We start from the raw sequence: 26,991 nt of genomic DNA on the forward strand, positions 1-26,991 counted from the left end.
AAAAGCAAGGTGGAAGTGGGAAGTTTTAAAATTAACAGGTTACTGAGGAGTATTGATAGTTGTTCGAACAAATTTAAAGCGGATTGATTTTGTAGCAGGTGTTTTTGTTTCATCACAGTTGACTTCTCGTTCTTTTAAGGCAGATTTAACAACTGCTTCCCGTGATTGTTTGTATTGATTCATGCGTCGAGCAAGAATTTCTTCTTTACGCTGCTTCATAGCGATCCCTCCTAAATTGTTTGTTATTTCTATACTGGTATTCTAGCACCTATTCAATGGTGGGTCTAGTGCCTAGATTGTGTATTTTCTAACGATAAATAGCTGTTTTGTTACTGGAAAATTCAAAAAAACGAGCCTTACGTCTTTGTAGCGAGAGGCTGTGGCGTGTTTTTTTTCACAAGCGATCAAAAGAAAATTTTTTTCATTTAAAAAAAGTATAAGATAATGGAATAGACCGTTATTTACAGCCGTCAGCTTGGTTGTGACCAGATTGGTTCGTGGTAACTTCGTGGGATGATTTTAAGCAAAAGAGGATCAGGGGGTTTTATAAAGACTAACAAGCTAATCATCTTGTCGGGTTGCCGGGCTTGATTCTGAAATCGCATTAAAAACAGATGTTTACTACTTGGTAAAGGTCTAGTTGTCATTGTATAAATTACTGTCGGTAAACTAAAAATTGCAACCAAGTGGTCTAGCTAAAATAGCGATAGACCGCGTGATTGCAACAATTTTATCCAGGCTGTATAATCAAGAAAGAAAACGTTCCCTGCCGGAATCGAACCAGCAACTAATCCTTAGGAGGGATTTGTTATATCCATTTAACTAAGGGAACAAGGATAAGGTATGGTTTATTTTAACCTTGTTAATGGGGAGTTTCAAGTAGTAGCCGTGGTTTTCCTAGTTTTGCTAGGCAAAAAGCTAGACTAATGCTGGGTGGGAACTACTTTTAGAGAGTGTAGGAGGAAAGAAAATGGTAAAACGATTGATTAGTGCAACCCCTAGTGAAGTCGCACAGATGACTGGGGCCGAACTGAAACAGTCCATCAAAGCCAGTGAAGGCCGGACGATTTGTGTTGAAAATGTGGTAGGAACGATGCCACAAGTCGGTGATTTGACCAATGCGGAAGTGGCAAAAGCTTTTGGCGCGGATCTAATCTTATTGAATGGGTTTGATTGTTTCCATCCAGTGGTTATGGGAGTGCCTGGAGTATCTTTTGAGCGGGTAATGGACGAATCCGCTAAAATTGAAAACCCAATTCCAATATTGAAAAAACTTACCGGTCGACCAATTGGGATTAATTTGGAACCAATTCCAGACGACTTAGATTTGATGAGTGAACAAGTGGTCATCTCCAAAGGGCGGACGAGTTCGGTGGAAACCATCAAGCAGGCAGAAGCAATGGGAGTCGATTTCATCTGTTTTACTGGCAACCCAGGGACGGGCGTGACCAATGCAGCGATTGCTGACGCTGTGAAGATTGCAAAAGAACATTTTTCCGGCTTAATTATCGCTGGTAAGATGCACAGTGCAGGCTCCGACGAACCAGTGGTTACTAAAGAAGCGATTGCTGCTTATGCAGAGGCTGGGGTAGATATTTTGTTGATGCCAGCAGTGGGAACAATTCAAGGCTTTTTGGAACAAGATTTAATCGAAGCTGTCAAATTTGCTAAAGCGCGGGATTTGCTTACCATGACAGCCATTGGCACGAGCCAGGAAAGTGCTCGTCCAGAAACCTTGCGTCAAATCGCTTTGACTGGAAAAACTTGTGGTGTCGATATCCAACACATTGGCGATGCCGGCTATGGTGGATTAGCACCGGTGGAAAATATTTTTGAAACCTCGATTGCAATTCGAGGGATGCGTCATACCTTGTATCGTTGTGGACAATCAATCAATCGTTAATTTGCGGATTGAGGATATTAGTAAAAGGCTGTTTAGAGATGGTGCTATCTCTAAACAGCCTTTTTTCAATCCAAATCGCTCCATTTGTGTAAGGCATGGAAGGCGACGTGGCGGATTTCGTCGTAATGAATTTTTTCTTCGGCGATATAGATGCCTAGTTCGTCATAGCCACGGATTTTGCCGATAATATCTGGTGAATAGCCACCTTCTGGATCGACTTCTTCTTTTTGAAGGGCAATGACCCGATCTTTAATCTGGGCTTCTCTCAAAAGTGCGCCGATTTCTTCGGTAGTCATCATTGGTTTGGCCGGCCAAGTCAGGGCGCGTTCTTTTTTTTCAAGGGCCAACTGACTGGTGTGCTCGGAAAGGTAGAAACCGTTCCATTTGAGTTTTTTGCGATCTTGGTAAGGGTGTAATTCGTTTGTCATAAGCCATCTAATCCTCCTGCACCACCAGCATGTCCGCCGACTAAATGGGAGCGGGCAATGCTACGAGCGCCATCTAATTTACTTGTTGCGTGGACGATTGCGGTAAAGCCATATTTACTACGGATTTTGTCGATGATTTGATCCAAGCGCTGATCGGCTGCTGCTTTTTCGGGAGTTTCAAACAGACTCAGTTGGCGACTATTAGTGAAAAGTAGTTGCGAATAACTGATGCCCACATGGCGCACGACTTGTCCGCGATAATACTTGCGAAAAAGTTGAAGACAGTAGGCGGTTAGTTTTTTGGTGCTATCCGTAGCAGGGATCTTCATCTGATGAGAAAACCCACCTCTGGTCTCTCCTTGGGCGACACCGATGAACAAGCTGATACACTGGGTGAGGCAGCCATGGCGACGAATGCGAGTGGCAACTTGTTCAGCCATTTCTTTGACGACAATTTCGATTTCTTGTTGTTTGACGTAATTTTTGGGGAGAACTTGGCTATTGCCGTAAGATTTTTCCTGCACCACGGGACTTTTTTCTGACAAAATCGTTCGATCGATTCCATTGGCATGGTAATAGTATTGTTGACCCATGACGCCAAAACGCTGGCGTAGGAGTTCAGGATCAGTATGGGCCAGCTGGTAGATACTATCGATGCCCATCTGATAAAAATTTTGGGTCATGCGCCGGCCGATGCCCCAAAAGTCCTGCATGTTAGGGATTTTCCAGATGGTTTCAGGAATGGTTTGATAGGTCCACTGGGCTTGATAGTTGTCATTGTGTTTGGCGGCATTGTCCAAGGCGAGTTTGGCCAGAAGAGGATTATCGCCAATCCCGACTGTCAAGACTAACCCTAGTTTTTCCAAGACTTCTTCTTGAATCCGCCGGGCCAAGAGGTGACGTTTTTGACTACGACTCAAGGTGGGATCAGGGAAAAAGAGATTCAATGAGGCAGTCACGTCTAGAATGGATTCATCGATGGAATAAATCAGCAAATCTTCGTCAGCAACATAGTTACGAAAAATAGCGTTGAATTTGACATTTTCCTGGATGTATAGGTTCATGCGTGGAGAGACTTTGATTAAGTCAGGGTGGGCGGGTAGATTATCGGCTCGCGTGACATTTGTGATGCCGAGTGTTTTTTTTGCCATGGGGGAAGAGGCTAGAATGAGACCGTTTCCGGTGTTGTCGGCCGTACTCATGACGACAAGGAGAGTCGTCAGGGGATCCAATCCTCGCAGGGCACACTCCACGGTAGCATAAAAGGATTTAACATCGATAAATAAAATATCGCGGACAGGTTCGGTAGCATAATCAAATCCTCGCTGCATCAATCAGACACCTCCTTTCGATCTAAAATAGCCTCAGGAGCAACTCACTAGTTGATGGTGACTTCGTGAGTAACGCCTTTCTTTTATTATAAGAACATATGTTTGCGTTTGTAAAGCGAACAGTAGCTAAAAATTGTAAAGTTAATTTATGACACCCTAAAAATCGGTAAGGTGCTAGCTAAAGTAGACGACTAACTGAAAAAGAATTTGTCATTACTGCATTATTTTAACGGTCACTATCTAGACCTATTAGCCAACCGTCAAGGGTTCTTTAGGGAGTGGCACTTCTCCCGCCACCTGAGGGCTGCTCCAGAAGGTTTATCTGTTTTTTAGTCAGGCAGTTTTGCTAAATCGGTCAATTTTTAAGCAATCGTTTTACTTTATCGATAAATGTAAGCGTGTTAAACTTTAAATACGGTATAACTTATCGTATTTAAACTGGCAAGGAGCTTTGTCTAGTTATTTAGCTAGGACAAAGCATCAACAATAGGAGGGAATCGTTTATGACAAAAGCAGGCAAGAAAGTATTGGCAGAGTTGACTGGAGCAAATGCTGTAGGACCTTTTGTTTCTGTGATGCTCAACACCCATGTGGCCCACCAGGATGTGGAGAAGGACCAAATCAAGTTCAAGAATTTTGCCAAAGAAGCCAAAAAACGTTTTGAAAAGAAATATCCCGACAAGAATTGGAATACCTACCAGGAAAAAATTGATGCTATTTTGGCAGATCAGTCCTTTTGGCGTAGTGGTCAAACTAGCGTAGCGATCTTTTTATCTGAAGAACAAACAGTGGTGCATCGTATGAATATTCCCATCGATGACCAATACTATGTCGGGGATATGCCTTATTTGTTAGGTGTTATCAAAAATGGACAGTTTAACTATACTTACTATCTTTTGGCTTTGAACCGTGATTCCTTGAAACTTTATTTTGTCGACAATCAACAAGTAACGCCAGTCGAGCTTCCGGAAGGGGCGCCAGTGGATGTGCCGACAGCTTTAGGAGAAGAGCTGACTGGTGGTAGTTTGAATTATCGTACCCTAGGGAGTCTATCTGGTTCTAATAAAGAAGGGGTTGCCTATCATGGGGTGAGTGCCAAAGATGAAGAAGTGGCAATCGACTGGAAAAACTATTATCAAGCAGTGGATATCTTCTTACGTGAGGACTTTGACAATCCAGAAAACTACCCCTTGTACTTGTTTGCTTTACCAGAAAATCAGACAATGTTCAAAAAATATGCCAAAGTACCATTCTTCAGTAGTGAGGTTGCCATCAGTGCTTCTCCGGCCTCTTTGAGTACTCAAGACATCGCAGCTCAAATTGGTGAAGTAGCTAAGCAACGGGCAGAAAAAGAAATCACAGCCTATCAAAAGCTGATGGATAAGAAATTTATGGACCAATTGGTGGATATCGTACCTGCTGCCAAAGAGGGACGGATTTCCCATCTCTTTATCGCTACCAGTAATTTGGTGGACGGCTTTGGGGAAGACCCTGATACTGAGTATGATCGACGCCAAGTATTGAATACGATGGCAGACTATGTGGTGAAAAACGGCGGTGAAGTCTTTATTCTTGACCAAGCTGATGCGCCAGATGAAAAGAGTCTCGTAGCCATCTTGCGTTATTAAAACTTAAGATTTGAAATCCCTTCCCATCAGTCTTTTTTCTGATGAGGGGGGATTTTTCTTCACTTTTGTTAAAAAGATTAGGTAATGATTGCAAACTATGTTACAATACAAATTGTAGTTTTAGTGAAGGGCTTTTATGGTTTGTTTCCATAGTTAAACATCCCCATTGACACCCGATACATGAAATTGCGCAAAACAAATTGTGGGCAAACCCCACACAGGAGGATATTTAATATGCAAACAGGTACTGTAAAATGGTTCAACGCTGACAAAGGTTTCGGTTTCATCACTGCAGAAGACGGCAACGACGTATTCGTTCACTTCTCTGCAATCCAAGGTGACGGCTTCAAAACATTAGAAGAAGGTCAAACAGTGACTTTCGACGTTGAAGACGGCCAACGTGGCCCTCAAGCAACAAACGTTGTTAAAGGCTAATCCATTTTAAACCAACGAGTCTGACGGAAATCCCGTCAGGCTTTTTTTAATAGCTAAAGAACTTATAAAAATTAAACTCCAAAAAGCTTGATGTATCAGGAACTAAGTGGTGTAGTATACCGTCATTTTGATGTCTGAAAAAGGTGAAATTTAGCTCCGTAGGAATTGGGTTGACGGTAGCTAGACCGGCAAAAGCCAAACGAAAAATCTGTTTGTCTTTTGCCTTGCGCATTCAAACTTAGAGTAAGTGGTGCAAGCACCACAACTCTAAGTAATTCATTACGCATCTTTAGAGCTACTGTCAATCCAATTCTACTCTGCTAAATCTCACCTTTTTCATGGTACATCTGCTACCTTACAAGAAAACAATTTGCTGGATTTATGAAGCAAAAGGAATAAATTGATTATCGATAAAACAGGGCGGACTTGCTGGAGGAGAATGCTTCGGGTAGTAGTGTTAAGGATGTCCGAAGGCTAAAGGAGCATATCGCATACAGTTCACCTAAGCAGAAATCGCTAAGGTGAGCTAGTAACATGACAACTGTTTTTTGTTGGCATTTATTGGTCCCACTACAACTTGAGGGATTCTCCAGAAGCAAGACCGGATGACTTTCTCATAGCTAAAGGTAGGGTGTCAAAAGTACAAGACAAAATGATTGAAAAACTAAATCCCATATCTTATCTAAAAAAGCTCAATCAAGGAGGAGACCAGACCTAAAACGATAGGAAGGCTGCTTTTCTCCTATAGTTTACTTAAGGGTGCTTATATTTAGAAAAGTACTTTTGACACTCTAACCAATAAAGAGCGTATAAAAGTTAAACATCAAAATGACTTTGATCTCAGCAGGGAGGCACTGGACGTTTGGTTGCCCCAAGTGTTGCCGTTGTAGTATAATTTTTCTCGATGCAATAGAGAGGATGACAAAGATGGCTCATGAGGCAATTTACGCGGTGGTGGATATTGAAACTACCGGTACCGATCCGAAAACTGATCGAATTATCCAGATTGGCTGTGTCTTGATTCAAAATGGCCAAGTGATCAATCGTTTTGCCACTGATGTCAATCCGGGAAAACGAATTTCAAAACAAATCCAAAATTTGACCAAAATTAGCAATAGTCAAGTACAAAAGGCTCCCTATTTTGAAGATATTGCGCCAACTATTGCCAATTTGTTGGCGGATACGATTTTTGTTGCCCATAATATTTATTTTGACTATCAATTTTTAAATCACGAATTTCGGCGGTGTCAGGTACCGGAGATGACGATTCCGGGGATTGACACGGTGGAACTGGCACAAGTCTTTCTGCCCACCGCCACGAGTTTTCGTTTGGGTGATTTGGCTGAAAACCTCGGTTTACACCACGACAATCCACATCAAGCAGATAGTGATGCGGAAGTGACTGCCGCGCTATTGCTGTATATTCAGCAAATTATGCGGGAGTTGCCTTTAGTGACGATGGAAAGAATCGCTAGTCTTGCTGATATGATGGGGATGCAGACGGGGATGTTTATCCGCAAAAACCTCATGGAGATGCGCCGGAAAAATCCTCCCTTGGCAGACAATTTGCTGATAGTTGACGGGATTGCACTACGAAAAAAGCCCTTGCCCTTGTTTGAAAAAAATCTTTATGAGAGTATCTATCCTTTGAAAAAGAAGGCAAAGGAACAGCTTTTTAACGGACAATTACACTTTTATAAAGAACAGGCGCGGCTGATGAATTTGGTTTATCGTCATTTTTCTGACAGTCAATCGGAGGGGTTGCCGACTACGAAAGATTTGTTTATTGAAGCAGCGACAGGGATGGGAAAAACCATCGGCTACTTATTGCCGGCGGCTTATCTAGCCACACCGGAGGAACCGCTGATTGTCAGTACTGCCTCTTTATTATTGCAAGATCAGTTGGTCCAAAAAGATTTGCCACTTATCAATCGAGTGCTACCGCAACCGTTAGTGGCCACCGTGATCAAAGGGCAACGGCATTATTTGGATTTGGCACGTTTTGCTATTTCCTTGCAAATGCCGCCACAGCAAAAACAATACCGCTTGTATCAAATGGCGACGCTGGTTTGGCTAACAAAGACGGTCACCGGTGACTTTGACGAGTTAAATTTGCTTCGGTTGGACCATCCTTTTTTCCAAGATTGTGGGCACCGAGGGACGGTTTTATTAGATTCAGAAAATCCTTTCTATCCTCATGATTTTCTGCGCTTTTTGCATAAACGCATGAGTCAAAGCAACCTATTGATTGTCAACCATGCTTTTTTGGCGCGGGAATCTTTGCGAGAACGCCCGCAGCTGCCTAAAAGTCGCTTTTTATTGATTGATGAAGCCCATCATTTGCCTGATATTTGTGAACAGGCTGGTCGACAGCAAGTTTCCACGTTTCGTTTTCGTAAACAAGTCGGGGGGTTGACCTCAGAGACGGGGTTATTTACCCAGCTAATGCAGCTTTTTCAAGGAGAACCTCAATTTATAAGTCAGCTAGAATTGTATTTGCAAGAACTGACAGCTTTGGTGGAGATGCAAGAAATCTTAGTGACCCATTTGTTGAAGACAGAAGGGACGGACTGCCCACAAGAACAAATCGTGACTAAAGAAGAGCTGGACAGCTTTGATTTAGCCCCTCGGAAAGCACAAGCCAAGTTGCTCTTGTATTACGAAGAAGCAGAACAAATTGCGCAATCTTTGCGGCAACAAGTCCAGTCCTGGATTAATCGTTGGCTGCCGTCTGAAACAGTGCTTTTGGAAAGCCTGTTGGATTTATTAGCGGAAGTTTCGGCAGAAGGAGAAATTTTGACTCGATGGTTTACCCAGTGGCAAAAAGAATTGGTGCACTGGTTAGTTCCCCATAGCAATCAAATAACTGCGGTTTTCCAATTGACGGATTTCGCAGCACCGTTATTGCCAAAAACGAAGTGGTATTCTCGTTATGATAAGATTCTCTACCTTGGTGGTACCTTGAAAATCGGTGGAAATCGCCATTATTTCCCGAATCGCTTGGGAATTCCTGAAGCACCGGTAAAAATTATCCAGGCACCTTTTGATTACCCGAAACAGACCCGGGTGATTTTACCAGATAAAGGGATTGCCATTCATGAATTGCCTCCTCAAGAATATGCTGATCAACTGGCTCAGTACATTGAGGAAATTGTCACCCCGGTGGCTAAACCGATTCTTGTGTTGTTTACTTCCCACGATACGTTGCAAAGAGTCTATGAACGGCTGCATATGAAGTTCTTGGCTGCCGGAAGGGAGATTTTAGCGCAAGGTGTTGGGGGCAGTCGCGAAAAATTGCTGCGCCGGTTTAGTCTTTCAAAAGACAGTATCTTATTTGGAGCGGATAGTTTTTGGGAAGGCGTCGACTTGCCTGGAGAACGATTAGAGGTTTTGATTGTTACACGCTTGCCTTTTACCAATCCCAAACGTCCATTGGTGGCCGCCCGTAACCAATATTTGAAAGAGCAAGGTTTGGATCCTTTTAGCGAAGAAGCAATCCCTCAAGCAGCTTTACGTCTGCGTCAGGCTTATGGACGTTTGGTCCGAAGTACGGAGGATCGGGGGCTGATGATCGTCTTGGATCGTCGGCTAGTGACGACGAAGTATGGTCGCAAATTAGCTCAGGCCTTCCCGAGAAAGGTACCGCTAATGCAACTTTCCCCCGTTGCATTAAAAGCGGAAATGACCCGCTTTTTAAGAAATCCTACAAATTATGAAAAAGATGATTAATTATTCAAAAAAATCTGCTATAATGAAAAAAACTTACGAGAAAACGGTTGAAGCTGAATTATTCTAACTAAATGTTCGGATTTCCCTGCTTGTAGGTAGTCAGGAGTGCAAGTATTATGGAGGAGACAAAACAAAGCCATCGCCTAGAGTGGATTTTGATGGGAGTTGCTGTTTTTTTGATCGCGGTCTTGATTGGTTTTTCAGTCTTGATGTACCGCAGCCAGCGACCGATGGCACAAGCCCAAGAAGAAGCAACGGAATTAGCCAAAAAATATACCGACTTAGCTACCGTTGATAATTTTTACTGGTTTACAAGAGAAGAAACTTATTTCAGTCTGACTGGGAAGGATAAAAAAGGCGATGAGATCGCGGTGATTCTCCCTAAAGAAGGCAACAAGATTAAAGTTTTGAAGCAAGCAGATGGCATCACTGAAACGCAAGCTTTGCGTAAAACTGCCGAAGCCTATCCAGATGACTATGTTACCAATGCCCGCTTAGGAATGTTCCAAGAAAAACCGGTGTGGGAAGTGGCGACCACCACTGAAAATGATGAAGTTGGTTATGTATTGTTATCCTTTGCTGATGGCAAAGAAATTAAAAGAATTCATGGGATTTAACGAAACTTGTAAAGCTAGTTTACTTTATTGAAAAGAATCCAAGCTAAGACCGCTGAGAGTTTCAACGGTAAGTGGGAGATTCAAGATTTTCAATGGTTGCTGATTGGTTACAAGTTTGGGGTTTGGATAAATAAAAGGGAAGCGGGGATGTTTTTATGAAATTATCACAACGGGCACAAAAGCTTGAACCATCCGTAACTTTGGCGGCAGCTGCCAAAGCCAAACAACTAAAGTCTGAAGGCTATGACGTACTGAGTTTGACAGTGGGAGAGCCTGATTTTCCGACACCAGTGAATATTCAGGAAGCGGCGGTTACTTCCATCCATAGCGGGGAAGCTAGTTTTTATACCCAAGCAGCCGGGATTCCTGAACTGCGCCGGGCAGTCGTGGATTATATGAAAAAGTACTATGGTGTGGATTATCAAGTGGAAGAAACCATCGTTACCGATGGGGCTAAATTTGCACTTTATGCGTTGTTTCAAGCAATTTTGGATGCCGGTGATGAAGTCATCATTCCTGTTCCTTATTGGGTAAGCTATGCGGAACAAATCAAACTAGCTGAAGGAGTACCGGTTTTTGTCGAAGGGCAAATGGCCAATGACTTCAAAGTCACTCCAGAGCAGTTGGAAGCAGCTCGTAGTGAGAAAACTGTTGCGATTTTGTTAAATTCACCTTCAAATCCAACAGGGATGATTTACACTAAAGAAGAACTCCGAGCCATTGGTGAATGGGCGGTAGAACACGGTATTTTGATTGTTGCCGATGATATTTACGGTCGTTTGGTTTATAACGGCAATCATTTCACACCAATGGCTTCCATCAGTAAAGCCATTCGTAAAAATACGTTAGTCATCAATGGCGTATCAAAAACGTATTCAATGACTGGCTGGCGGATCGGTTTTGCGATTGGTAACAAGGAAATCATTGCTGCGATGGCCAAAATCACTTCACAGTCCACCAGCAATCCGACTGCTGCCAGTCAATACGCTGCTTTAGAGGCCTTGACAGGAGAACAAGATTCCGTTGAAGAAATGCGCTTGGCCTTTGAAGACCGCTTAAATAAATTATATCCACTTGTAGCAGCGATTCCTGGAGTCAAGTTGACCAAACCACAAGGCGCATTTTATCTTTTCCCAAATGTCGCAGGGACGATGGCCTTGTGTGGGTATGATAATGTGACGACTTTTGTCAATGATTTACTGGAAGAAGCCCACGTTGCTACGGTAACCGGGGCTGGTTTTGGATCACCAGAAAACTTGCGCATCAGCTATGCCGCTGATTGGGATACGTTAGAAGAAGCTGTGAAGCGCATCACGGCCTTCGTTGAGAAAAAACGCATCAAATAAGCGAAAGTGGCGTTAGCCTTCCTGTTAAAAGACTCGAAAAGTTGGGTGATCTTGCAAGTTGCAGCAAACTTGTCAGGAACTTCTGCTTTTACGAGTCTTTTGGCGTGAAAAGGGTCGCTGTTTTTTTTCACGGAGTAGGGAAAAGCGCCAAATTTGGTGAGATTTTTTTCAGAAGTCACTAAATAAAACGGTTGGTTGTTGAAAATTCAGCGGTAAACGATTAAAATCAGTTTTGATAACAAAAAGACGGGAGAGACAACTGTGGAACAAATTCAAATTATTGATGCGAAAAACCACGTGGGCCAAACAGTTCAAATTGGTGCTTGGGTGGCTAACAAACGCTCCAGTGGTAAAATCGCATTTTTACAGCTACGAGACGGAACCGCTTATTTTCAAGGGGTCGTCGTTAAAAGCGAAGTACCAGAAGAGGTCTTCCAATTGGCGAAAAACCTTAACCAAGAAACCGCCGTTATGATTACCGGTGAGATTCGCGAAGATAGTCGCTCAAAATTTGGCTATGAAATCGGCATTTCTGGTATCGAAGTGGTAGGAGAAAGTCATGATTATCCCATCACACCAAAAGAACACGGCACAGACTTTTTGATGGATCACCGTCATTTGTGGCTGCGTTCTTCCAAACAACACGCAATCATGCAAATCCGCAACGAGTTGATTCGGGCGACTTACGAATTTTTCAACAATAATGGCTTTGTGAAGATTGATCCACCAATTCTAACTGGTTCTGCGCCAGAGGGGACGACGGATTTGTTCGAGACCAACTACTTTGATCAAAAAGCCTATTTGTCTCAATCCGGCCAATTGTACATGGAAGCCGCTGCGATGGCCTTTGGAAAAGTCTTCTCCTTTGGGCCTACTTTCCGAGCAGAAAAATCCAAAACCCGCCGTCACTTGATCGAATTTTGGATGATTGAACCGGAAATGGCCTTTACGCATCAAGAAGAAAGCTTGGAAGTCCAAGAACAATACGTTGCCTTTTTGGTGCAAAGCGTCTTAGACAATTGTGATTACGCCTTGCATGTCTTAGGTCGAGACCGGGAAGTCTTGGAAAAATATACCAAATTGCCTTATCCACGAATTTCTTATGATGATGCGGTGGCCTTGTTACAAAAAAATGGGTTTGATGATATTCAATGGGGGGATGACTTTGGCTCACCTCATGAAACGTTTATCGCCAATTCCTTTGACCAACCCGTCTTCATTTTGAACTATCCAAAAGCGATCAAACCATTTTACATGAAACCTCACCCAACTCGGGATGATGTTGTCATCTGCGCCGATATGATTGCACCAGAAGGCTATGGTGAAATCATCGGGGGCAGCGAACGGGCGACGGATTACGAATACTTATTGGAAGAAATTCGTAACCATGGTTTGGATGAAAATGAATATTCTTGGTACCTTGACTTGCGAAAATATGGTTCTGTGCCTCACGCTGGTTTTGGTTTAGGCTTAGAACGAACAGTCACTTGGTTAGCGGGAATTGAACACGTTAGAGAAGCAATTCCGTTTCCACGTTTGCTAAACCGGATTTATCCATAAACAAAACGCTTTGACAGTGGGTTTCCTCTTTAAGAGGGCGCCCACTGTTTTTTTGACGAAAAAGGTGAAATTTAGCGACCTGGAAACTGAGTTGTCAGTCCCACTACAGCCCGAGAGATTCTCCGGAGTAAGACCAACCGACTCTCTGAGATTTTCAGTAAATTGTTTATGAAATTTTAAAGAGTAGTCATTCTTTTAAAGAGTACCAAACCTAGTTTCTTACTTGTTGTTGCCATTAATGCGGCAAAGCACCAGAGAAAAAGCAAGGATTTCGTAAAGAAGACGGACAGATAGCGACTTTTATTGTATACTAGGTTGTATTGAAAAGTTGAGAGTAGCAGGAGTGAAGCAGGGTTATGGAAAAAGTGATCCACCGAGTAAGTACGTTATTGATTTTGTTTACGATTGGAGTTTCCAATAGTATTTGGTTATTGGGCATCAGTCATCCGTTGATTGATCCGTTTTTTAGTGATTTTGCTTATTGGTTAGGTGGCCTGATGATAGTGGTTATCTTGCTAAATATCAAAAAGCTGACTCGTGGTGACTGGGTGTTCTTAGGGTTAGCCCTTGCTGATTCCATCATGAATATTTTCACCGCTGACTATCGCAATGCGGCAACCCTTGATATGTCCATTATTCCGGCAGTGATTTTTCTGTTTGTGTTGGCTTGTCGCTTAGTCCCTTTTGACAAAGTGGATAAAAGCTTAATGCTAGCAATAAATGTTATTATCTTACTGTTGATGCTTTTCCGCCTATTTAAACACTTGATTAATGCCGGCTTGATTGGTAACTTCTTTACATTAGACAATTCCTTGATTCAGATTTGGATCAATGTCAATGTCATTGGTGCAGTAATCATGTTTTCAAGTATTCTCTCGGTGCTGATGATTCGCTCTTTGGAATTAAAAGGCGGTAAAATTTGGCAAAGCTTGTTGTATTTGCTAGGATTGATTGGAACCTGGGGCTGTCAATCGCGGACTTCCTTTTTAGTCTTAGCGGCGTTTATCTTCTTAGATTTGGTCTTGCCAAAACAATTTTTAGAAAAACACCGCTTTTGGTTGTGGGGCTTTCCATTATTGTTTTTGCTAGCACCTTTTGTAACCTGGTTTATTGCCGAATCACCTTCCATGAACCTTTTTACTGATCGTGAAAATATTTGGCATGCTTTTTTCCAACAATGGTTACCAAGTAAACGAGCAATTTTTACTGGACAGAAGCCATTTCTTTACGGACCGCACCTGTTTAGTACTCATAATAGTTATTTGTACTTATTGTGTAACTTCGGAGTTATTGGCTATGTTTTCTTGAGTTCCGGTTTGAGTTATACTATTTTAAAATTAAGAAACAAAATGGCGACTCTTTCTCATGAACAGATCAGCTGTCTAATTGCCTTTTTCCTAGCTTTAGCATATGGCTTTATGGAAGATAGTTTGATGGTGATTCAATGGGTGCCAATCATGTTTTGCTTTTTGGGCTTGGCGGTTGCTCCAGCTACAAAAAAAGTGCAGTGATGGTGAAGAGTAGCGCTAAATCAGATGTTTAGGACTGTTAAGATGGATAAAATTCTTATTAGTATTGTGACTTATAATAGCAAAGATATCTTCCAAACCTTAGACCGTCTGGCTGCCGAAGTAATCCCTAGTGGTGACTTTCAAGTGGTGGTTTATGACAATGGTTCCGAGGCGGAGTATCGTCAAAAAATCGCATCCTATCCCTTTGTGACCTTGCTAGCTGCTGAGCAAAATCAGGGCTTTGGCTATGGGCACAATCAAGTATTATTACCTGCGAAAAATCGCTATGCTATCATCTGCAATCCCGACATTTTGGTGACAAAAGCCGATGTGGATGTGATGATTGCAAAGATGAAGCAACAAGAAGCGGCGGCGGTTTGTCCCAAAGTTTTGAACTTGGATGGGAGCACCCAACATTTAGTACGCCATCGGTTAGCGGTCTTTGACTACTTTTTACGCTTTGTTTCCATTCGTTTTCTAAACCGTTTGTTTGATAAACGGTTGGCGGATTTTGAGTGCCGTGATTTACCTACAGACCGGGACAGCTTTATTAAGATGGGCTCTGGTTGCTTTATGTTGGTAGATGTGGCGAAGTTTAAAGCCATCGATGGTTTTGATGAGCGCTTCTTTATGTATTTTGAGGACAATGATTTGTGCTTGCGCTTTGGTAAAGCCGGTGAGCAGATTTTATATACGCCAGAAGCTCAAGTGACTCATTTGTATGGGAAAGGGGCCCATAAAAGTTTCCGGTTGTTTCGGATTTTCATTCAATCCATGGGCAAGTTTTTCAGCAAATGGGGATGGAGGTTTTTCTAATGGCTCGTCTTATGATAGTGGTGGTCTTGTACCGGCAACGGTGGCAGGAGTCACCACTTTTACCTATTTTAGAGGACTTTTTAGCGACTCAGGAGGCCAGGGTGCTACTCTATGACAATAGTCCTCAGCCACAACAGCATCCGTTTTTTGATTTGCCGCATGTATTGTATCACCATGATGCTACCAATCCGGGCTTGGCTTCAGCCTACAATTTTGCATTTGCGCAAATGCGTAAAACAGGTTGCGATCGTCTGCTGTTACTAGATCAAGATACCCAGTTGACGAAAAGCTATATGGAGGAAGTAGCGACATTTTCCTTCACCGATGAGATTCCGGTAGTAGTGCCACGTTTGTTTAGTGGTCAGCGGCAGTTATCACCTCTGGCCGCTGGAGAATATATCGATCGGTATTCAAAACCGATTGGCTCTGGGGTCCAGTATCAGCGTGTGATGGCTGTAAACTCTGGTTGTGGAATCGCCTTGGCCTATTTGGAGGAAATTGGCGGTTTCAATGAAGCTTTCCCGCTGGATTTTCTTGATCATTGGTTTTTCTGGCGGTTGTTTCAAGCTGGCAAGGCTGTGGCCGTGTCTCAGGAAAAAATGACTCATGACCTTTCCGTGTTGTATTATCAACAAGTTAGCACTTCCCGGTACCAATCAATCCTAGCAGGAGAAACTTTATTTTATCAACAATATGATCGGGAGCTACTGCCACGACACCGTCAGCAACTCTTACGTCGTTGGATGAAGCAGTTTTTGACGGTGAAAAATCGTCAAATTTGGCGCCTTACCTGGCAAGCGTATCGACAGTTAAAGGAGGAACAGCCGTGATTTCCGTGTGCATGGCGACGTTTAATGGCGAGAAATATCTAGAGGCTCAGATTGATTCCATCCTGAAGCAATTGCAACCCACCGATGAACTCATCGTATCAGATGACGGCTCAACTGATACCACCTTGCAGCTTTTACAAAACTATCAAGCAGCTGATTTGCGCGTTCGGCTGGTGGCAGGACCGAAAAAAGGCTTAATTCGCAACTTTGAAAATGCCATTAAGCAGGCGCGAGGAGAAATTATTTTTTTAGCAGACCAAGATGATGTTTGGTTGCCTGAGAAAGTCGCTGCGATGGTGGCGGTGTTTAGGGAGCAGCCGCAAGTTCAAGTAGTGATTGGTGATTTGACGGTAACGGATGTTGAGTTGCATCCCCTTGAGCCTTCTTTTTTTCAGATGAAGCAAGTTAAAACGGGTTTTTGGCGCAATATCTGGAAAAATGGCTATATTGGTGCCGGTATGGCCTTTCGAAGTCAGCTGAAAGAAACGATTCTACCGTTTCCTGAAAAGCTGCCAATGCATGATATGTGGATTGGCTTGCTGGCTGAGCCGGACATTGTCTTACTTCGGCGACCGTTAACCTTATACCGGCGACATGGTGACAATGCCAGTGAGTTACAAACCACTACCAGTTTGCGACAAAAAATCTCTTGGCGGTTTCATTTGATTCTGGCTTTAGCTAGACGGAAAAAGCGCTGGTAGCAGGCAAACTAATTTTGAGATTGCAAAAAGATTGGCTACCGAGAAAAGGGAAGCCACGGGTTTCATCTTTCTTAATAGCTATTTTTATGAGATAATGTTGGATGTGTGAAGGCAAAAATCAGGTGATAACAGTGACGAGTAGTGTATGTCACTTCACTATTGAAAGACGGTCTTTGTAAATAACCCAATAAGGAGTTTTTTTATGAAAGGCATTATTTTAGCAGGCGGCTCAGGGACGCGCCTGTATCCATTGACCAAAGCAACATCAAAGCAGTTGATGCCGATTTATGACAAGCCAATGATCTATTACCCGTTGTCCGTGCTGATGTTGGCGGGGATTCGGGAAATCTTGATCATCTCAACTCCACAGGATACGCCGCGTTTTGAAGAGCTATTCGGCGATGGAAGTGACTTAGGCTTGACTATTCAGTATGCGGTCCAGCCGAGTCCCGACGGCTTAGCCCAGGCTTTTTTGATTGGTGAAGACTTTATCGGTGAGGATAGTGTCTGCCTTATTCTAGGAGACAATGTCTATTATGGTGGTGGCTTATCGAAAATGTTGCAACGAGCAGCGGCCAAAGAGCATGGGGCGACGATTTTTGGCTACCATGTCAATGATCCAGAACGCTTTGGCGTGGTGGAGTTTGATGATGAGATGCATGCCGTTTCCATTGAAGAAAAACCAACGATTCCAAAATCCAATTATGCTGTGACTGGTTTGTATTTTTATGACAATCAAGTAGTGGAGATTGCCAAACAAATCCAACCTTCATCACGGGGTGAGTTGGAGATTACCGATGTCAACCAAGCCTATTTGGAGCGCGGAGAATTAGCGGTAGAGGTGATGGGCCGGGGGTTTGCCTGGTTAGATACGGGTACCCATGAATCATTACTGGAAGCGTCTAGTTTTATCGCTACCATCGAAGGACGCCAAAATTTGAAAGTTGCTTGTTTGGAAGAAATCGCCTACCGGATGGGTTACATCGATCGAGAGAAGCTGATTGCTTTGGCGCAACCTTTGAAAAAAAATCAATACGGGCAGTATTTGCTTCGTTTAGTAGGAGAGTTATAAATCATGGGACAAATTACAAAAATTGCTACGACCTTAACGGATGCGTATATCGTGGAACCGGCTGTCTATGGCGACCACCGAGGCTTCTTTATGGAAAGTTATTCCGAAGCTGATTTTCAAAAAGCTGGTTTGGATTATCATTTTGTACAAGACAATCATTCCCTTTCGACGCAACCGGGCGTGCTACGGGGATTGCATTTTCAACGGGGACAAGCCGCTCAAACCAAGCTAGTTCGAGCAGTAACGGGAGCCTTATTAGATGTGATTGTAGATTTGCGCAAAGGTAGCCCCACCTATGGCCAATGGGAAAGCTTTATCCTATCCGCTAGCAACCAGCGGCAATTATTGGTACCCAAAGGTTTTGCCCATGGCTTTCTGACTTTGACCCCAGACGTGCATTTTTTGTATAAATGTGATAACTATTACGATGCTGACGCGGACGGCGGAATTGCTTTTGATGATCCGACTTTGGCGGTGAACTGGCAACTGAATGGAACGAAAGCCATTCTTTCGGAAAAAGATCGCCACCACCCAAGCTTTAAAGAATTTGAAAGTCATAATCCATTTGTCTATGGCGAAATCTAAGGATGCCGAACTTTGAAAAAATAGAAAATGCTTTGAAGGAGTTTTAACATGAAAAACATTATCGTAACAGGTGGTGCCGGTTTTATTGGTTCCAACTTTGTTCATTATGTGGTGAAACATCAGCCCGAGGTTCACGTGACGGTCTTGGATAAACTAACCTATGCCGGCAATCGCGCCAATTTAGCTGGGCTGCCAGAAGATCGGGTAGAATTGGTCGTGGGGGATATTGCTGACAGCCAATTGGTCAATCAATTAGTAGCCAAAGCAGATGCTGTCGTCCACTATGCGGCTGAATCCCATAACGATAATTCCCTGAAAGATCCCTCACCGTTTATCCAAACAAATTTGGTAGGGACTTATACACTACTGGAAGCTTGTCGTTTACATGGGGTACGGTTCCATCATGTATCAACAGATGAAGTTTATGGTGACTTACCGTTGCGAGAAGATTTGCCTGGTCATGGAGAAGGCGTGGGGGAAAAATTCACAGACCAAAGCCCTTATAACCCTTCAAGTCCTTATTCCGCTTCTAAAGCTGGTTCAGACTTACTGGTTCGAGCATGGGTACGTTCTTTTGGCTTGCAGGCGACGATTTCAAACTGCTCCAATAACTACGGCCCTTACCAACACATTGAAAAATTTATTCCACGGCAAATTACTAATATTCTAAGTGGGAATCGTCCAAAATTGTATGGTGATGGTAAAAATGTCCGTGACTGGATTCATACCGAGGACCATTCAGCCGCAGTTTGGCTGATTTTGACAAAAGGCCACATTGGGGAAACTTACTTGATTGGTGCAAATGGTGAGAAAAATAATAAAGAAGTCTTGGAAGATATTTTGACCTTGATGGGACAAGACCCTCATGATTATGATCATGTGAAGGATCGACCAGGGCATGATTTACGCTATGCCATCGATGCGACGAAATTGGAAACCGAGTTGGGTTGGCGGCCACAGTTTACTAATTTTGAAGAAGGCTTGGCCCACACGATTCAATGGTACACAGACAATCAAGCCTGGTGGCAAGCAGAAAAAGCAGCTGTTGAAGCGAAATACGCAGAAAATGGCCAATGATTCTTGGAAAAGGCAGGAGCTTCCTGCCTTTTTCTGAGGGTGAAAGTTTCAGGGAAAAGGCTACATACTAATGCTGGAGGGAAATAACGATGATCTTAATTACTGGTGGCAATGGCCAACTAGGCACTGAATTGCGAAAACTCTTGGATGAACAAGGAGTGGACTATCTTTCCACGGATGCCAAGGAATTGGATATTACCGATGGGGAACAAACGATGGCTTATATTACCAAAGTGAAGCCTTCAGTAATTTACCACTGTGCGGCGTATACTGCGGTGGATAAGGCAGAGGATGAAGCAAAAGATTTAGATGAAGAAATCAATGGGACTGGAACGCAAAATGTAGCGAATGCTTGTCAAGCGGTGGGGGCGACATTGGTCTATATTAGTACTGACTATGTCTTTGATGGCCGTCTAAAAGAAGGCGCCTACCCTGAAGATGCGAAACCCAATCCGCTAAATGAATATGGGCGTACAAAACTATTAGGCGAGGAAATCGTGGCAAAAACGCTAACTAAGTATTATATTATCCGGACTTCTTGGGTTTTCGGTAATTACGGACACAATTTTGTCTTTACGATGCAAAAATTAGCCGAGAGTCATCCTCGATTGACGGTTGTTGATGACCAAATCGGCCGACCAACTTGGACGAGAACGTTGGCGGAGTTTATGACTTTTGTCATCCGCGAAAAAGCGCCTTATGGCATCTATCATTTGGCCAATGAAGGACAATGTAGTTGGTATCAGTTTGCCAAAGAGATTTTGAAAGGGCGCTCGGTGGAGATTGCACCAGTGACTTCTGCTGAATACCCCCAAAAAGCCCAACGTCCACAGTATTCGGTGCTTGATTTATCAAAAGCCCATGGGTTAGGTTTTACGATTCCCACTTGGCAAGAAGCGCTAGCTCAGATGTTAGCCCAAGGTCAACAGCTTAAGGATTAATCAAGAGCAGTTGAGTCTGACGCTTTTGTCCGGTATAATCGTTTCTATAACAATTGTAAAAATACGTCTTGCAGCTGACTACTGTTGTTAGGCGAGGGTGTATTTTTCAATTATGAGCAGGAGAACAGCATGTTTGAAAGAAAAAATCTAATCTTATTAAGAGAATTGGTTCGAACCGATTTTAAACTTCGCTACCAAGGAAGCGTGATTGGCTATATCTGGTCGGTCCTAAAGCCGTTAATGTTATTTGCTGTCATGTATGTCGTCTTTATTAAGTTCTTGCGTTTTGGTGCAGATGTGCCTCATTTTGCAATCGCCTTGTTGTTGGGGATGGTTTTATGGAATTTTTTTGTGGAAACCACCAATCTGGGGATGATGTCCATTGTTAGTCGGGGAGACTTGATTCGCAAGCTGAGTTTTCCGACTGAAATCATCGTCGTGTCAATCTCTTTGAACGCTTTGATTAATCTTTTAATCAGTCTCGTGATTGTCTTATTCTTTGGCTTGATTAACGGAGTAGAAATCTCTGGATGGGCTATTTTATCTCCATTGTTATTGCTTGAGTTGTATGCTTTTTCTCTCGGAGTCGCCTTTATCTTAGCAACAATTTATGTGCGTTTCCGTGATTTGGGGCCGATTTGGGAAGTTATCATCCAAGTGGGCATGTACGGCACACCATTGATTTATCCGGTTAGCATGGTCTTAGCCCAAAGCGAAGTAATTGCTAAGTTGTTATTGTTCAATCCGATGGCGCAAATCATTCAAGATTTACGTTACCTCTTAACCAGCCCTGCCAATTTGACTATCTGGCAATTAGTGGACCAAAAATGGCTAGTAGTTATTCCTTACTTGTTGCCATGGCTCTTTTTAGTGGTGGGCTATCGTTACTTTAAAAAACATGCCAAAAAATTTGCGGAGATTATCTGATGAAAGAAACAGCAGTCAGTATCAAAAATATAACTAAATCATTTAAACTTCCCACTGAGAACACCAACAGCTTGAAGCGTTTGATCATCAATTTTTTCAAAGGAATCAAAGGCTATCGGGAACAAGAAGTGCTACGAGGGATATCCTTTGATGTTTATAAAGGGGATTTCTTTGGCATTGTCGGCCGTAATGGTAGTGGTAAATCCACGTTGCTCAAGATTATTAGCCAAATTTATTGGCCGGAAGCGGGAACGGTGACCATCGATGGCCGCCTGGTCTCGTTTATCGAACTCGGTGTCGGCTTCAATCCTGAGTTAACCGGTCGGGAAAATGTTTATTTAAACGGTGCCATGTTGGGTTTCTCGGAAAAAGAAATCGACGTGATGTACGATGATATCGTGGAATTTGCCGAACTTTCGGCGTTTATGAATCAAAAACTGAAGAACTATTCTAGTGGGATGCAAGTGCGTTTAGCCTTTTCTGTCGCTATCCAAGCCAAGAGTGATATTTTGGTTTTAGATGAAGTGTTGGCGGTGGGGGATGAAGCCTTCCAGCGCAAGTGTAATGATTATTTTATGCAGGCGCGGGCAGACAATAAAACGATTATTTTGGTAACCCATTCCATGGATGCTGTCCGGAAATACTGCAATCGTGCCGTGATGATTGATAACGGCCTCGTGAAAGTCTTGGGCACACCTGATGAAGTGGCTAACCAGTATTCCTTGGACAATGTCATGAACTCCGGTGCTCAGGTATTAGCGGAGACTGAAAAAGAAACCGACCGGAAAACCCAAGCCATTGAAAATGTCCAAATCACGATGGGTACCCCGGAAATCTTAGGGGCAACTGATCGGACTGTCGAATTTGAAATCAGTTATGATGTAAATGAAGATCTAGGTACTTATATTGCCTTTTCCCTGACTGATATTGATCGTAACATGTGGATGTATAACGACAACTCCCTTGATCAAGCTACAAAAGGAGTGGGTCATAAGGTCATGCGGTATCGGTGCCGTCTGGATCATATCAACCAGTGTAAATTGGCCTTGATCGTCTCGGTGCGAGACTTGGAGCATCGGCCGTTAGCCTTCAATCGTCCGGACAATTCACCGGTGATCATCTTATCACCGGAGGAAGACTTAAATGAGAGTCGACGGGATGCCGCAACCGGCGTCTTGACTGCCAATGGTACCTGGAAAGTACAACAATAGCAATCGGTCTTTTTGACGCTTAACCAGGAGTGTCCCAAAAAATTATTAACAGCTAAAGAGGGAGTCTATGGAACCAACTGTTTCTGTCATTGTGACTTGTTACAATCATGAGCGTTATATCAAACAATGCTTGCTGAGCATCTTTCAACAAAGCTACTCGAACATTGCCTTGACGGTAATTGACGATGGCTCACAGGATACCTCTGCGGCGATCATCCAAGAAGTTCTTGGCGGATCGCCTTTTTCTGATACAGCGTTTTTGCGTCAAGAAAATGCTGGTGTCTGCGTCACACGTAATCGTGGGTTGGAGGCAGCTAGCGGAGATTTTGTGTTATTTGTCGATAGTGACAACTATCTACCAACTGATTATATCGAAAAAATGGTCAACCATGCCCAAGAGCACCAAGCCGACATCGTCTATGGGGATCTTTGGGATTTTACTGAAAATCAACCTTATGTCAAGAGTCGTCCCTTTCAATTGACCGCTTTGTTGGAAAATAATTATATCGACAATTGCTCGTTGTTACGGCGAAGCAAAATTGGTGAGGCCCGGTATGATTTGGCCTTAAATCGTAAGTTTTTAGAGGATTGGGATTTCTTGTTAAATCTGATCTTAAACCAGCAGATGGTAGCCAGTTATGCAGAAGACGTCCGGTTAAATTATCGCATCTTGGCGGATTCGACCTCGCGGCGGGATAATCATACCCAGCGGGCGGCTTTTTATGACGTTTACTTCTATATTTTAGCAAAACATGTATCTCGTTATTCAGACGAAGTATTTCAGGCGATAGCAACCAACACGATGATTTTGGAAGATCGCTTAGGGGATTTGACTGACCATTTGGCCAAACTAACGAATTATATTCAAGTGTTAGAAAATGGTCCGGAAGACTACCAAGCGCGAATGCGTCGTCTGACTAGTGAAGTGGCAATTTTACAACGAGAAAAAGAAGAATTGCTTCATTCCCGTTCCTATCGATTGGGTAACGGCCTAATCCGACCGCTTAAAGGTGGGGTCAGGTTAGTACGCAATCCCCGGTTAGCTAAGCCGTTGGTGAAACGGATTCTGGCTAAAGGAAAACGGACGCTTAAAAAACTGCCAGCACCGACGCGTTATCTCTACCGTCCGTATCGCTGGCTCCAACGAAAAGAAAATAACTATCTCAATCCGAAACGGCAATTGATCTATGTGATTTACGAGGACCAACCTGCCTTACAAACTTATAAAAAGCTTTTTCTCGCTAGCTTGGCTCCTTTGTGCCAGGAAGTTTTAATCGTCGTCAACGGTCGGTTGGATTCGGCTGATATTCAGGAACTTGAAAACTATGGTGAAGTTTTTTGTCGGGAAAATAGCGGCTACGACACAGCAGCATTTCGAGCGGGTCTTTTGAAACTGGGACGGGAGCGCTTGGAAGCTTGGGACCAATTGCTCTTGGTGAATGATACCAATATCGGTCCTTTTGCAGACTTTGAAAAGACTTTAAAAAAAATGGCAGCAAAACGGTTGGATTTCTGGGGGATCTCCTATGGTGAAGAGCAACCTGATATTACTGGGGTCAATCCTTATGGCTACATTCCCTTACATTTACAGTCCTACTTTTTGGTGATCGAAAAAAGCTTGCTCCAAAGTGATAGCTTTTGGCAGTATTGGCAACAATTGACCGACACTGATTCACGAGAAAAAGCGATTGGTTATCATGAGACGGTCTTCACCCGCCATTTTACCGATTTAGGATTTAAATCAGCTGCTTTGTTAGATCACAATAGGGATAGTGCCATGTATATTCATCCTTTGACCATGGTGAAAAAAGGCATTCCTTTGGTGAAATTCAGTGCCTTTACTAATGATTCTGATGATAAGTTTTTGTGGCAAGGTCTTAAACGCAAATCAGAAATTCCAGCATTGCTACGTTATATCAAAGAAGAAACAACATTTCCGATGACAGTAATTGAAGAAGTGCAAGCAGTTATCAAAAAGAAGGACCAACGACGGGAAGTGCTGATCATCGATGGAGTCGAAAACCGGATTCCTCAGTGCACGCGCTATCGGGTGTTAAATAAAGCCCAACAGCTGCGTTCCTTGGGCTATCCGGTGAAAGTTGTGGATCAGTCCCAATTTCGTTTGTCAGATGCCCAGCAGGCTCAGGTGATTATTATCTATCGCTGTAGCATCACTCCGCTGTTAACAGAATTGGTTTCAGTGGCCCATCACTTTGGTCGCAGGGTCTTGTATGATATTGATGATTTGGTGATCGATCCAAAATACACTGACCAATTGGCCTATACGAAAGGGCTGTCTCCAAGCGCGAAGGCGGATTATGATGAAAATGTTAGAAGTTACGGTGAGATGCTTGCTCTATGTGACGGGGCTATCACCACGACAGCGCGTTTGCAGACAGAGTTGAGCCATTACCGCACCCCAGTCTTGATGAATCGCAACTTGGCCTCAGCTGAGTTGGTGACCCTCAGTGAAGGCGTGCAACATCAGTATCCTGCTCAGGATGAAAAAGTACGGATTGGTTATTTTTCTGGCTCCATCACCCACAATGAAAACTTTGAATTGGTGAAACCAGCCTTGGTGAAATTGATGGGGGAAATTCCAACAGTCGAACTTCATATTGTTGGTTATCTAGAATTGCCACCAGAATTGCAACCTTTCCATGACCGGATTGTGACCCACGATTATGTTCAGTGGGAGCAGTTGCCCGCCTTGATTAGCCAAGTGGATATTAACTTGGCACCTTTAACCAACACGGTCTTTAATCAAGCCAAATCGGAAATTAAGTGGTTAGAAGCGGCCTTGGTTAAGGTGCCTACCTGTGCTAGTCGCTTAGGAGCTTTTGAGGAAATGGTTTTTGATGGGGTAACGGGGATTTTAGTCAGTGACGATCAGTGGGAAGCCAGCTTGCGAGAGCTTATCACTAATCCAGAAAAGCGGCAACAAATTGCTGAAGCGGCTTATAAAAAGGTCACGGCAGACTGTGTGACAACTGGTCATACCGATGAGTTGACAGCTTTTGTCAAAGCGGCCTTTGCCACAGAAAGGGAGGAAAAATAGTGAAAAAAATTGCTTTTCTTTCTCCAACAGGGACCTTTGACAACGGAGCGGAAATTTCTATTTTTTACTTGATGAAAGTCCTTAAGGCAGAAGGCTATCAAGTGATCAATGTCGCACCTGCTTCGTTTCCTCATCTGGAAAAGAGCTATCGGGAACAATTTGCGACAATTGATGTGCCCGTCTTTTTTCTGCCGCGAAACAAGTGGTGGTGGGAAGAAGCGCCGGGTTTGACTTATGGCACAGCAGGGGAACGAGCTGCTAGCTATCGCGACAACATCGCTCAGATCAGGCAGTTGTTGGTATCCGAAAAAGTTGATTTACTTATCACCAATACCGTCAATATGTTTCAAGGAGCGGTGGCGGCAGCTTGCGAAGGCTTGCCCCATTTTTGGCTGATTCATGAGTTTCCCGAAAATGAGTTTGCTTATTATTTGGACAAATTAGATTTTGTCGCGGAAAATAGTGAAGCTGTCTTTGCTGTGAAAGGACAGTTAACGACTGATTTACAACAACAGCTGCCAAGTAAAGTGGTTCGCTCTTTCATTCCTTATACCGAAGTTAGTGCCACGACACCGCAAAAAGGTCAGCAACGTCGAATCGTCTCAGTCGGGCGGTTAACCCCCCGCAAAAATCAGTTGGAACTTTTAGAAGCTTATCACCGGTTGTCTGAACCCCGGCCACCACTAGTTTTCATTGGTGCTTGGGATGATGAGTATAAAAAAAAGGTGGATGCGTTTATTCGCAGTCACCATTTAAAGGATGTCTCGTTTACTGGAGGCAAGGCTGATCCCTGGGTTGAAGTCAAAGATCAAGACCTTTGTGTACTACCTTCCGCTATGGAAACATTTGGCTTGGTGTATGCTGAAGCCTTGCTAAAAGGCATTCCTGTAATCTTCTCAGATAACCCAGGACATTTGTCAGCCTATGATCACTTTGGTGGGGGCCATCTTTATCCTAGTGGTGATATTGCTGCTTTGCAGAAGCAGTTAACAGCGGTGCTAGCAGACTTTCCTCAAGCAGTCACGTTAGCGAAAAAACAAGCGAAAAGCGCCAGAGAAAAATATCAACCGGCAATCGCCTATGGAGCAATTCTTGAGGTTTTGCAAACAGACTTACCTTATCAACCAAAACCGTTGCGTCACTTGGCAACGGTACTATCACTAAATGAAGAAAAAAGTCGCCTGACCCGTACGGAAAAGCGGGTGCGGCAATTTTCAAATCGTGGCGAAGCGTGGTTAAAACGCCGTTTTGGCAACAGCGACTCTTAAACTTAAAAAAGGCGAAG

22 protein-coding genes and 1 tRNA gene are annotated in these 26,991 nt (G+C 43.4%); 19 read left to right on the forward strand and 4 right to left on the reverse strand.

The window, feature by feature from the left end:
- Positions 1-39: 39 nt before the first annotated feature.
- Together ACO03U_RS02195 and ACO03U_RS02200 are read right to left on the reverse strand one after the other, a co-directional pair.
- Positions 40-219, reverse strand: coding sequence for a hypothetical protein (locus ACO03U_RS02195; RefSeq protein WP_161868439.1), 180 nt, complete (start codon positions 217-219; stop codon positions 40-42).
- Positions 220-760: 541 nt separating this feature from the next.
- A tRNA-Arg gene (locus tag ACO03U_RS02200) sits at positions 761-832 on the reverse strand.
- Between the two features lie 138 nt (positions 833-970).
- Between ACO03U_RS02200 and ACO03U_RS02205 the strand changes: the two genes are divergently transcribed.
- Positions 971-1,903 carry a DUF7916 family protein gene (locus ACO03U_RS02205; protein WP_204685140.1) on the forward strand — a complete coding sequence of 311 codons (933 nt, stop codon included), beginning with the start codon at positions 971-973 and terminating at the stop codon, positions 1,901-1,903.
- A gap of 65 nt (positions 1,904-1,968) precedes the next feature.
- Here the strand turns inward: ACO03U_RS02205 and ACO03U_RS02210 are convergent, their stop codons facing one another.
- Both ACO03U_RS02210 and ACO03U_RS02215 read right to left on the reverse strand, forming a co-directional pair.
- A complete protein-coding gene (locus ACO03U_RS02210) occupies positions 1,969-2,331 on the reverse strand; it encodes a hypothetical protein (RefSeq protein WP_204685142.1) in 363 nt (120 codons plus the stop codon).
- Positions 2,328-3,662: a Y-family DNA polymerase gene (locus ACO03U_RS02215; protein WP_204685144.1), complete on the reverse strand. Its 1,335-nt coding sequence runs from the start codon at positions 3,660-3,662 to the stop codon at positions 2,328-2,330. Before ACO03U_RS02215 ends, ACO03U_RS02210 begins: the two co-directional genes overlap by 4 nt.
- A 503-nt stretch (positions 3,663-4,165) precedes the next feature.
- Between ACO03U_RS02215 and ACO03U_RS02220 the strand changes: the two genes are divergently transcribed.
- The 18 genes from ACO03U_RS02220 (at position 4,166) to ACO03U_RS02305 (ending at position 26,974) form a co-directional block, all read left to right on the forward strand.
- On the forward strand, positions 4,166-5,290 hold the full coding sequence (locus tag ACO03U_RS02220) for a baeRF6 domain-containing protein (RefSeq protein ID WP_204685149.1): 1,125 nt from the start codon (positions 4,166-4,168) through the stop codon (positions 5,288-5,290).
- Positions 5,291-5,524: 234 nt separating this feature from the next.
- Positions 5,525-5,725: a cold-shock protein gene (locus ACO03U_RS02225; RefSeq protein ID WP_161868444.1), complete on the forward strand. Its 201-nt coding sequence runs from the start codon at positions 5,525-5,527 to the stop codon at positions 5,723-5,725.
- A 927-nt stretch (positions 5,726-6,652) separates the two neighbouring features.
- A complete protein-coding gene (locus ACO03U_RS02230; protein ID WP_204685151.1) occupies positions 6,653-9,454 on the forward strand; it encodes a helicase C-terminal domain-containing protein in 2,802 nt (933 codons plus the stop codon).
- A gap of 116 nt (positions 9,455-9,570) precedes the next feature.
- Positions 9,571-10,071 (forward strand): cell wall elongation regulator TseB-like domain-containing protein, encoded by a 501-nt coding sequence (locus ACO03U_RS02235; protein ID WP_204685153.1) that lies wholly within the window; start codon positions 9,571-9,573, stop codon positions 10,069-10,071.
- A gap of 155 nt (positions 10,072-10,226) precedes the next feature.
- Complete coding sequence (locus ACO03U_RS02240) at positions 10,227-11,417, forward strand: pyridoxal phosphate-dependent aminotransferase (protein ID WP_161868447.1); 1,191 nt, start codon at positions 10,227-10,229, stop codon at positions 11,415-11,417.
- 261 nt (positions 11,418-11,678) lie between these two features.
- Complete coding sequence (asnS, locus tag ACO03U_RS02245; protein WP_204685156.1) at positions 11,679-12,977, forward strand: asparagine--tRNA ligase; 1,299 nt, start codon at positions 11,679-11,681, stop codon at positions 12,975-12,977.
- 356 nt (positions 12,978-13,333) lie between these two features.
- Positions 13,334-14,488 carry an EpaQ family protein gene (locus ACO03U_RS02250; RefSeq protein ID WP_204685159.1) on the forward strand — a complete coding sequence of 385 codons (1,155 nt, stop codon included), beginning with the start codon at positions 13,334-13,336 and terminating at the stop codon, positions 14,486-14,488.
- Positions 14,489-14,530: 42 nt separating this feature from the next.
- A complete protein-coding gene (locus ACO03U_RS02255; protein WP_204685160.1) occupies positions 14,531-15,304 on the forward strand; it encodes a glycosyltransferase family 2 protein in 774 nt (257 codons plus the stop codon).
- The gene (locus tag ACO03U_RS02260) at positions 15,304-16,134 is read left to right on the forward strand and encodes a glycosyltransferase family 2 protein (RefSeq protein ID WP_204685161.1); all 831 of its coding nucleotides are present in this window, start codon (positions 15,304-15,306) and stop codon (positions 16,132-16,134) included. Before ACO03U_RS02255 ends, ACO03U_RS02260 begins: the two co-directional genes overlap by 1 nt.
- Positions 16,131-16,835 carry a glycosyltransferase family 2 protein gene (locus ACO03U_RS02265; protein WP_204685163.1) on the forward strand — a complete coding sequence of 235 codons (705 nt, stop codon included), beginning with the start codon at positions 16,131-16,133 and terminating at the stop codon, positions 16,833-16,835. Before ACO03U_RS02260 ends, ACO03U_RS02265 begins: the two co-directional genes overlap by 4 nt.
- Positions 16,836-17,037: 202 nt before the next feature.
- The gene (gene rfbA / locus ACO03U_RS02270; RefSeq protein ID WP_204685165.1) at positions 17,038-17,907 is read left to right on the forward strand and encodes a glucose-1-phosphate thymidylyltransferase RfbA; all 870 of its coding nucleotides are present in this window, start codon (positions 17,038-17,040) and stop codon (positions 17,905-17,907) included.
- Between the two features lie 3 nt (positions 17,908-17,910).
- The gene (gene rfbC / locus ACO03U_RS02275; protein WP_161868454.1) at positions 17,911-18,492 is read left to right on the forward strand and encodes a dTDP-4-dehydrorhamnose 3,5-epimerase; all 582 of its coding nucleotides are present in this window, start codon (positions 17,911-17,913) and stop codon (positions 18,490-18,492) included.
- Positions 18,493-18,540: 48 nt separating this feature from the next.
- Positions 18,541-19,569: a dTDP-glucose 4,6-dehydratase gene (gene rfbB / locus ACO03U_RS02280; protein ID WP_161868455.1), complete on the forward strand. Its 1,029-nt coding sequence runs from the start codon at positions 18,541-18,543 to the stop codon at positions 19,567-19,569.
- A gap of 89 nt (positions 19,570-19,658) precedes the next feature.
- Entirely contained in the window at positions 19,659-20,510 is an 852-nt protein-coding gene (gene rfbD / locus ACO03U_RS02285; RefSeq protein WP_161868456.1) for a dTDP-4-dehydrorhamnose reductase, read from the forward strand.
- Positions 20,511-20,639: 129 nt separating this feature from the next.
- Positions 20,640-21,437 carry an ABC transporter permease gene (locus ACO03U_RS02290; RefSeq protein ID WP_161868457.1) on the forward strand — a complete coding sequence of 266 codons (798 nt, stop codon included), beginning with the start codon at positions 20,640-20,642 and terminating at the stop codon, positions 21,435-21,437.
- Entirely contained in the window at positions 21,434-22,648 is a 1,215-nt protein-coding gene (locus ACO03U_RS02295; RefSeq protein WP_423104387.1) for an ABC transporter ATP-binding protein, read from the forward strand. The genes ACO03U_RS02290 and ACO03U_RS02295 overlap by 4 nt, the downstream gene beginning before the upstream one ends.
- A gap of 67 nt (positions 22,649-22,715) precedes the next feature.
- Positions 22,716-25,706, forward strand: a complete 2,991-nt coding sequence (locus ACO03U_RS02300; RefSeq protein WP_204685167.1) for a rhamnan synthesis F family protein — start codon at positions 22,716-22,718, stop codon at positions 25,704-25,706.
- Positions 25,706-26,974, forward strand: coding sequence for a glycosyltransferase family 4 protein (locus tag ACO03U_RS02305; protein ID WP_204685168.1), 1,269 nt, complete (start codon positions 25,706-25,708; stop codon positions 26,972-26,974). Before ACO03U_RS02300 ends, ACO03U_RS02305 begins: the two co-directional genes overlap by 1 nt.
- The last annotated feature ends 17 nt before the right edge of the window (positions 26,975-26,991 follow it).

The sequence above is a fragment of the Enterococcus diestrammenae genome, assembly GCF_049384045.1.
GTDB lineage: Bacteria > Bacillota > Bacilli > Lactobacillales > Enterococcaceae > Enterococcus_C > Enterococcus_C diestrammenae.

Bases quoted from the DNA above. Each gene is read 5' to 3' on its own strand.
- ACO03U_RS02235 (WP_204685153.1), top strand. From the start codon at position 9,571: ATGGAGGAGACAAAACAAAGCCATCGCCTAGAGTGGATTTTGATGGGA.
- rfbB (WP_161868455.1), top strand. From the start codon at position 18,541: ATGAAAAACATTATCGTAACAGGTGGTGCCGGTTTTATTGGTTCCAAC.
- ACO03U_RS02205 (WP_204685140.1), top strand. From the start codon at position 971: ATGGTAAAACGATTGATTAGTGCAACCCCTAGTGAAGTCGCACAGATG.
- rfbC (WP_161868454.1), top strand. From the start codon at position 17,911: ATGGGACAAATTACAAAAATTGCTACGACCTTAACGGATGCGTATATC.
- ACO03U_RS02215 (WP_204685144.1), bottom strand. From the start codon at position 3,662: ATGCAGCGAGGATTTGATTATGCTACCGAACCTGTCCGCGATATTTTA.
- ACO03U_RS02220 (WP_204685149.1), top strand. From the start codon at position 4,166: ATGACAAAAGCAGGCAAGAAAGTATTGGCAGAGTTGACTGGAGCAAAT.
- ACO03U_RS02300 (WP_204685167.1), top strand. From the start codon at position 22,716: ATGGAACCAACTGTTTCTGTCATTGTGACTTGTTACAATCATGAGCGT.
- ACO03U_RS02230 (WP_204685151.1), top strand. From the start codon at position 6,653: ATGGCTCATGAGGCAATTTACGCGGTGGTGGATATTGAAACTACCGGT.
- ACO03U_RS02260 (WP_204685161.1), top strand. From the start codon at position 15,304: ATGGCTCGTCTTATGATAGTGGTGGTCTTGTACCGGCAACGGTGGCAG.
- rfbA (WP_204685165.1), top strand. From the start codon at position 17,038: ATGAAAGGCATTATTTTAGCAGGCGGCTCAGGGACGCGCCTGTATCCA.
- ACO03U_RS02255 (WP_204685160.1), top strand. From the start codon at position 14,531: ATGGATAAAATTCTTATTAGTATTGTGACTTATAATAGCAAAGATATC.
- rfbD (WP_161868456.1), top strand. From the start codon at position 19,659: ATGATCTTAATTACTGGTGGCAATGGCCAACTAGGCACTGAATTGCGA.
- ACO03U_RS02250 (WP_204685159.1), top strand. From the start codon at position 13,334: ATGGAAAAAGTGATCCACCGAGTAAGTACGTTATTGATTTTGTTTACG.
- ACO03U_RS02240 (WP_161868447.1), top strand. From the start codon at position 10,227: ATGAAATTATCACAACGGGCACAAAAGCTTGAACCATCCGTAACTTTG.
- ACO03U_RS02290 (WP_161868457.1), top strand. From the start codon at position 20,640: ATGTTTGAAAGAAAAAATCTAATCTTATTAAGAGAATTGGTTCGAACC.
- ACO03U_RS02195 (WP_161868439.1), bottom strand. From the start codon at position 219: ATGAAGCAGCGTAAAGAAGAAATTCTTGCTCGACGCATGAATCAATAC.
- ACO03U_RS02210 (WP_204685142.1), bottom strand. From the start codon at position 2,331: ATGACAAACGAATTACACCCTTACCAAGATCGCAAAAAACTCAAATGG.
- ACO03U_RS02225 (WP_161868444.1), top strand. From the start codon at position 5,525: ATGCAAACAGGTACTGTAAAATGGTTCAACGCTGACAAAGGTTTCGGT.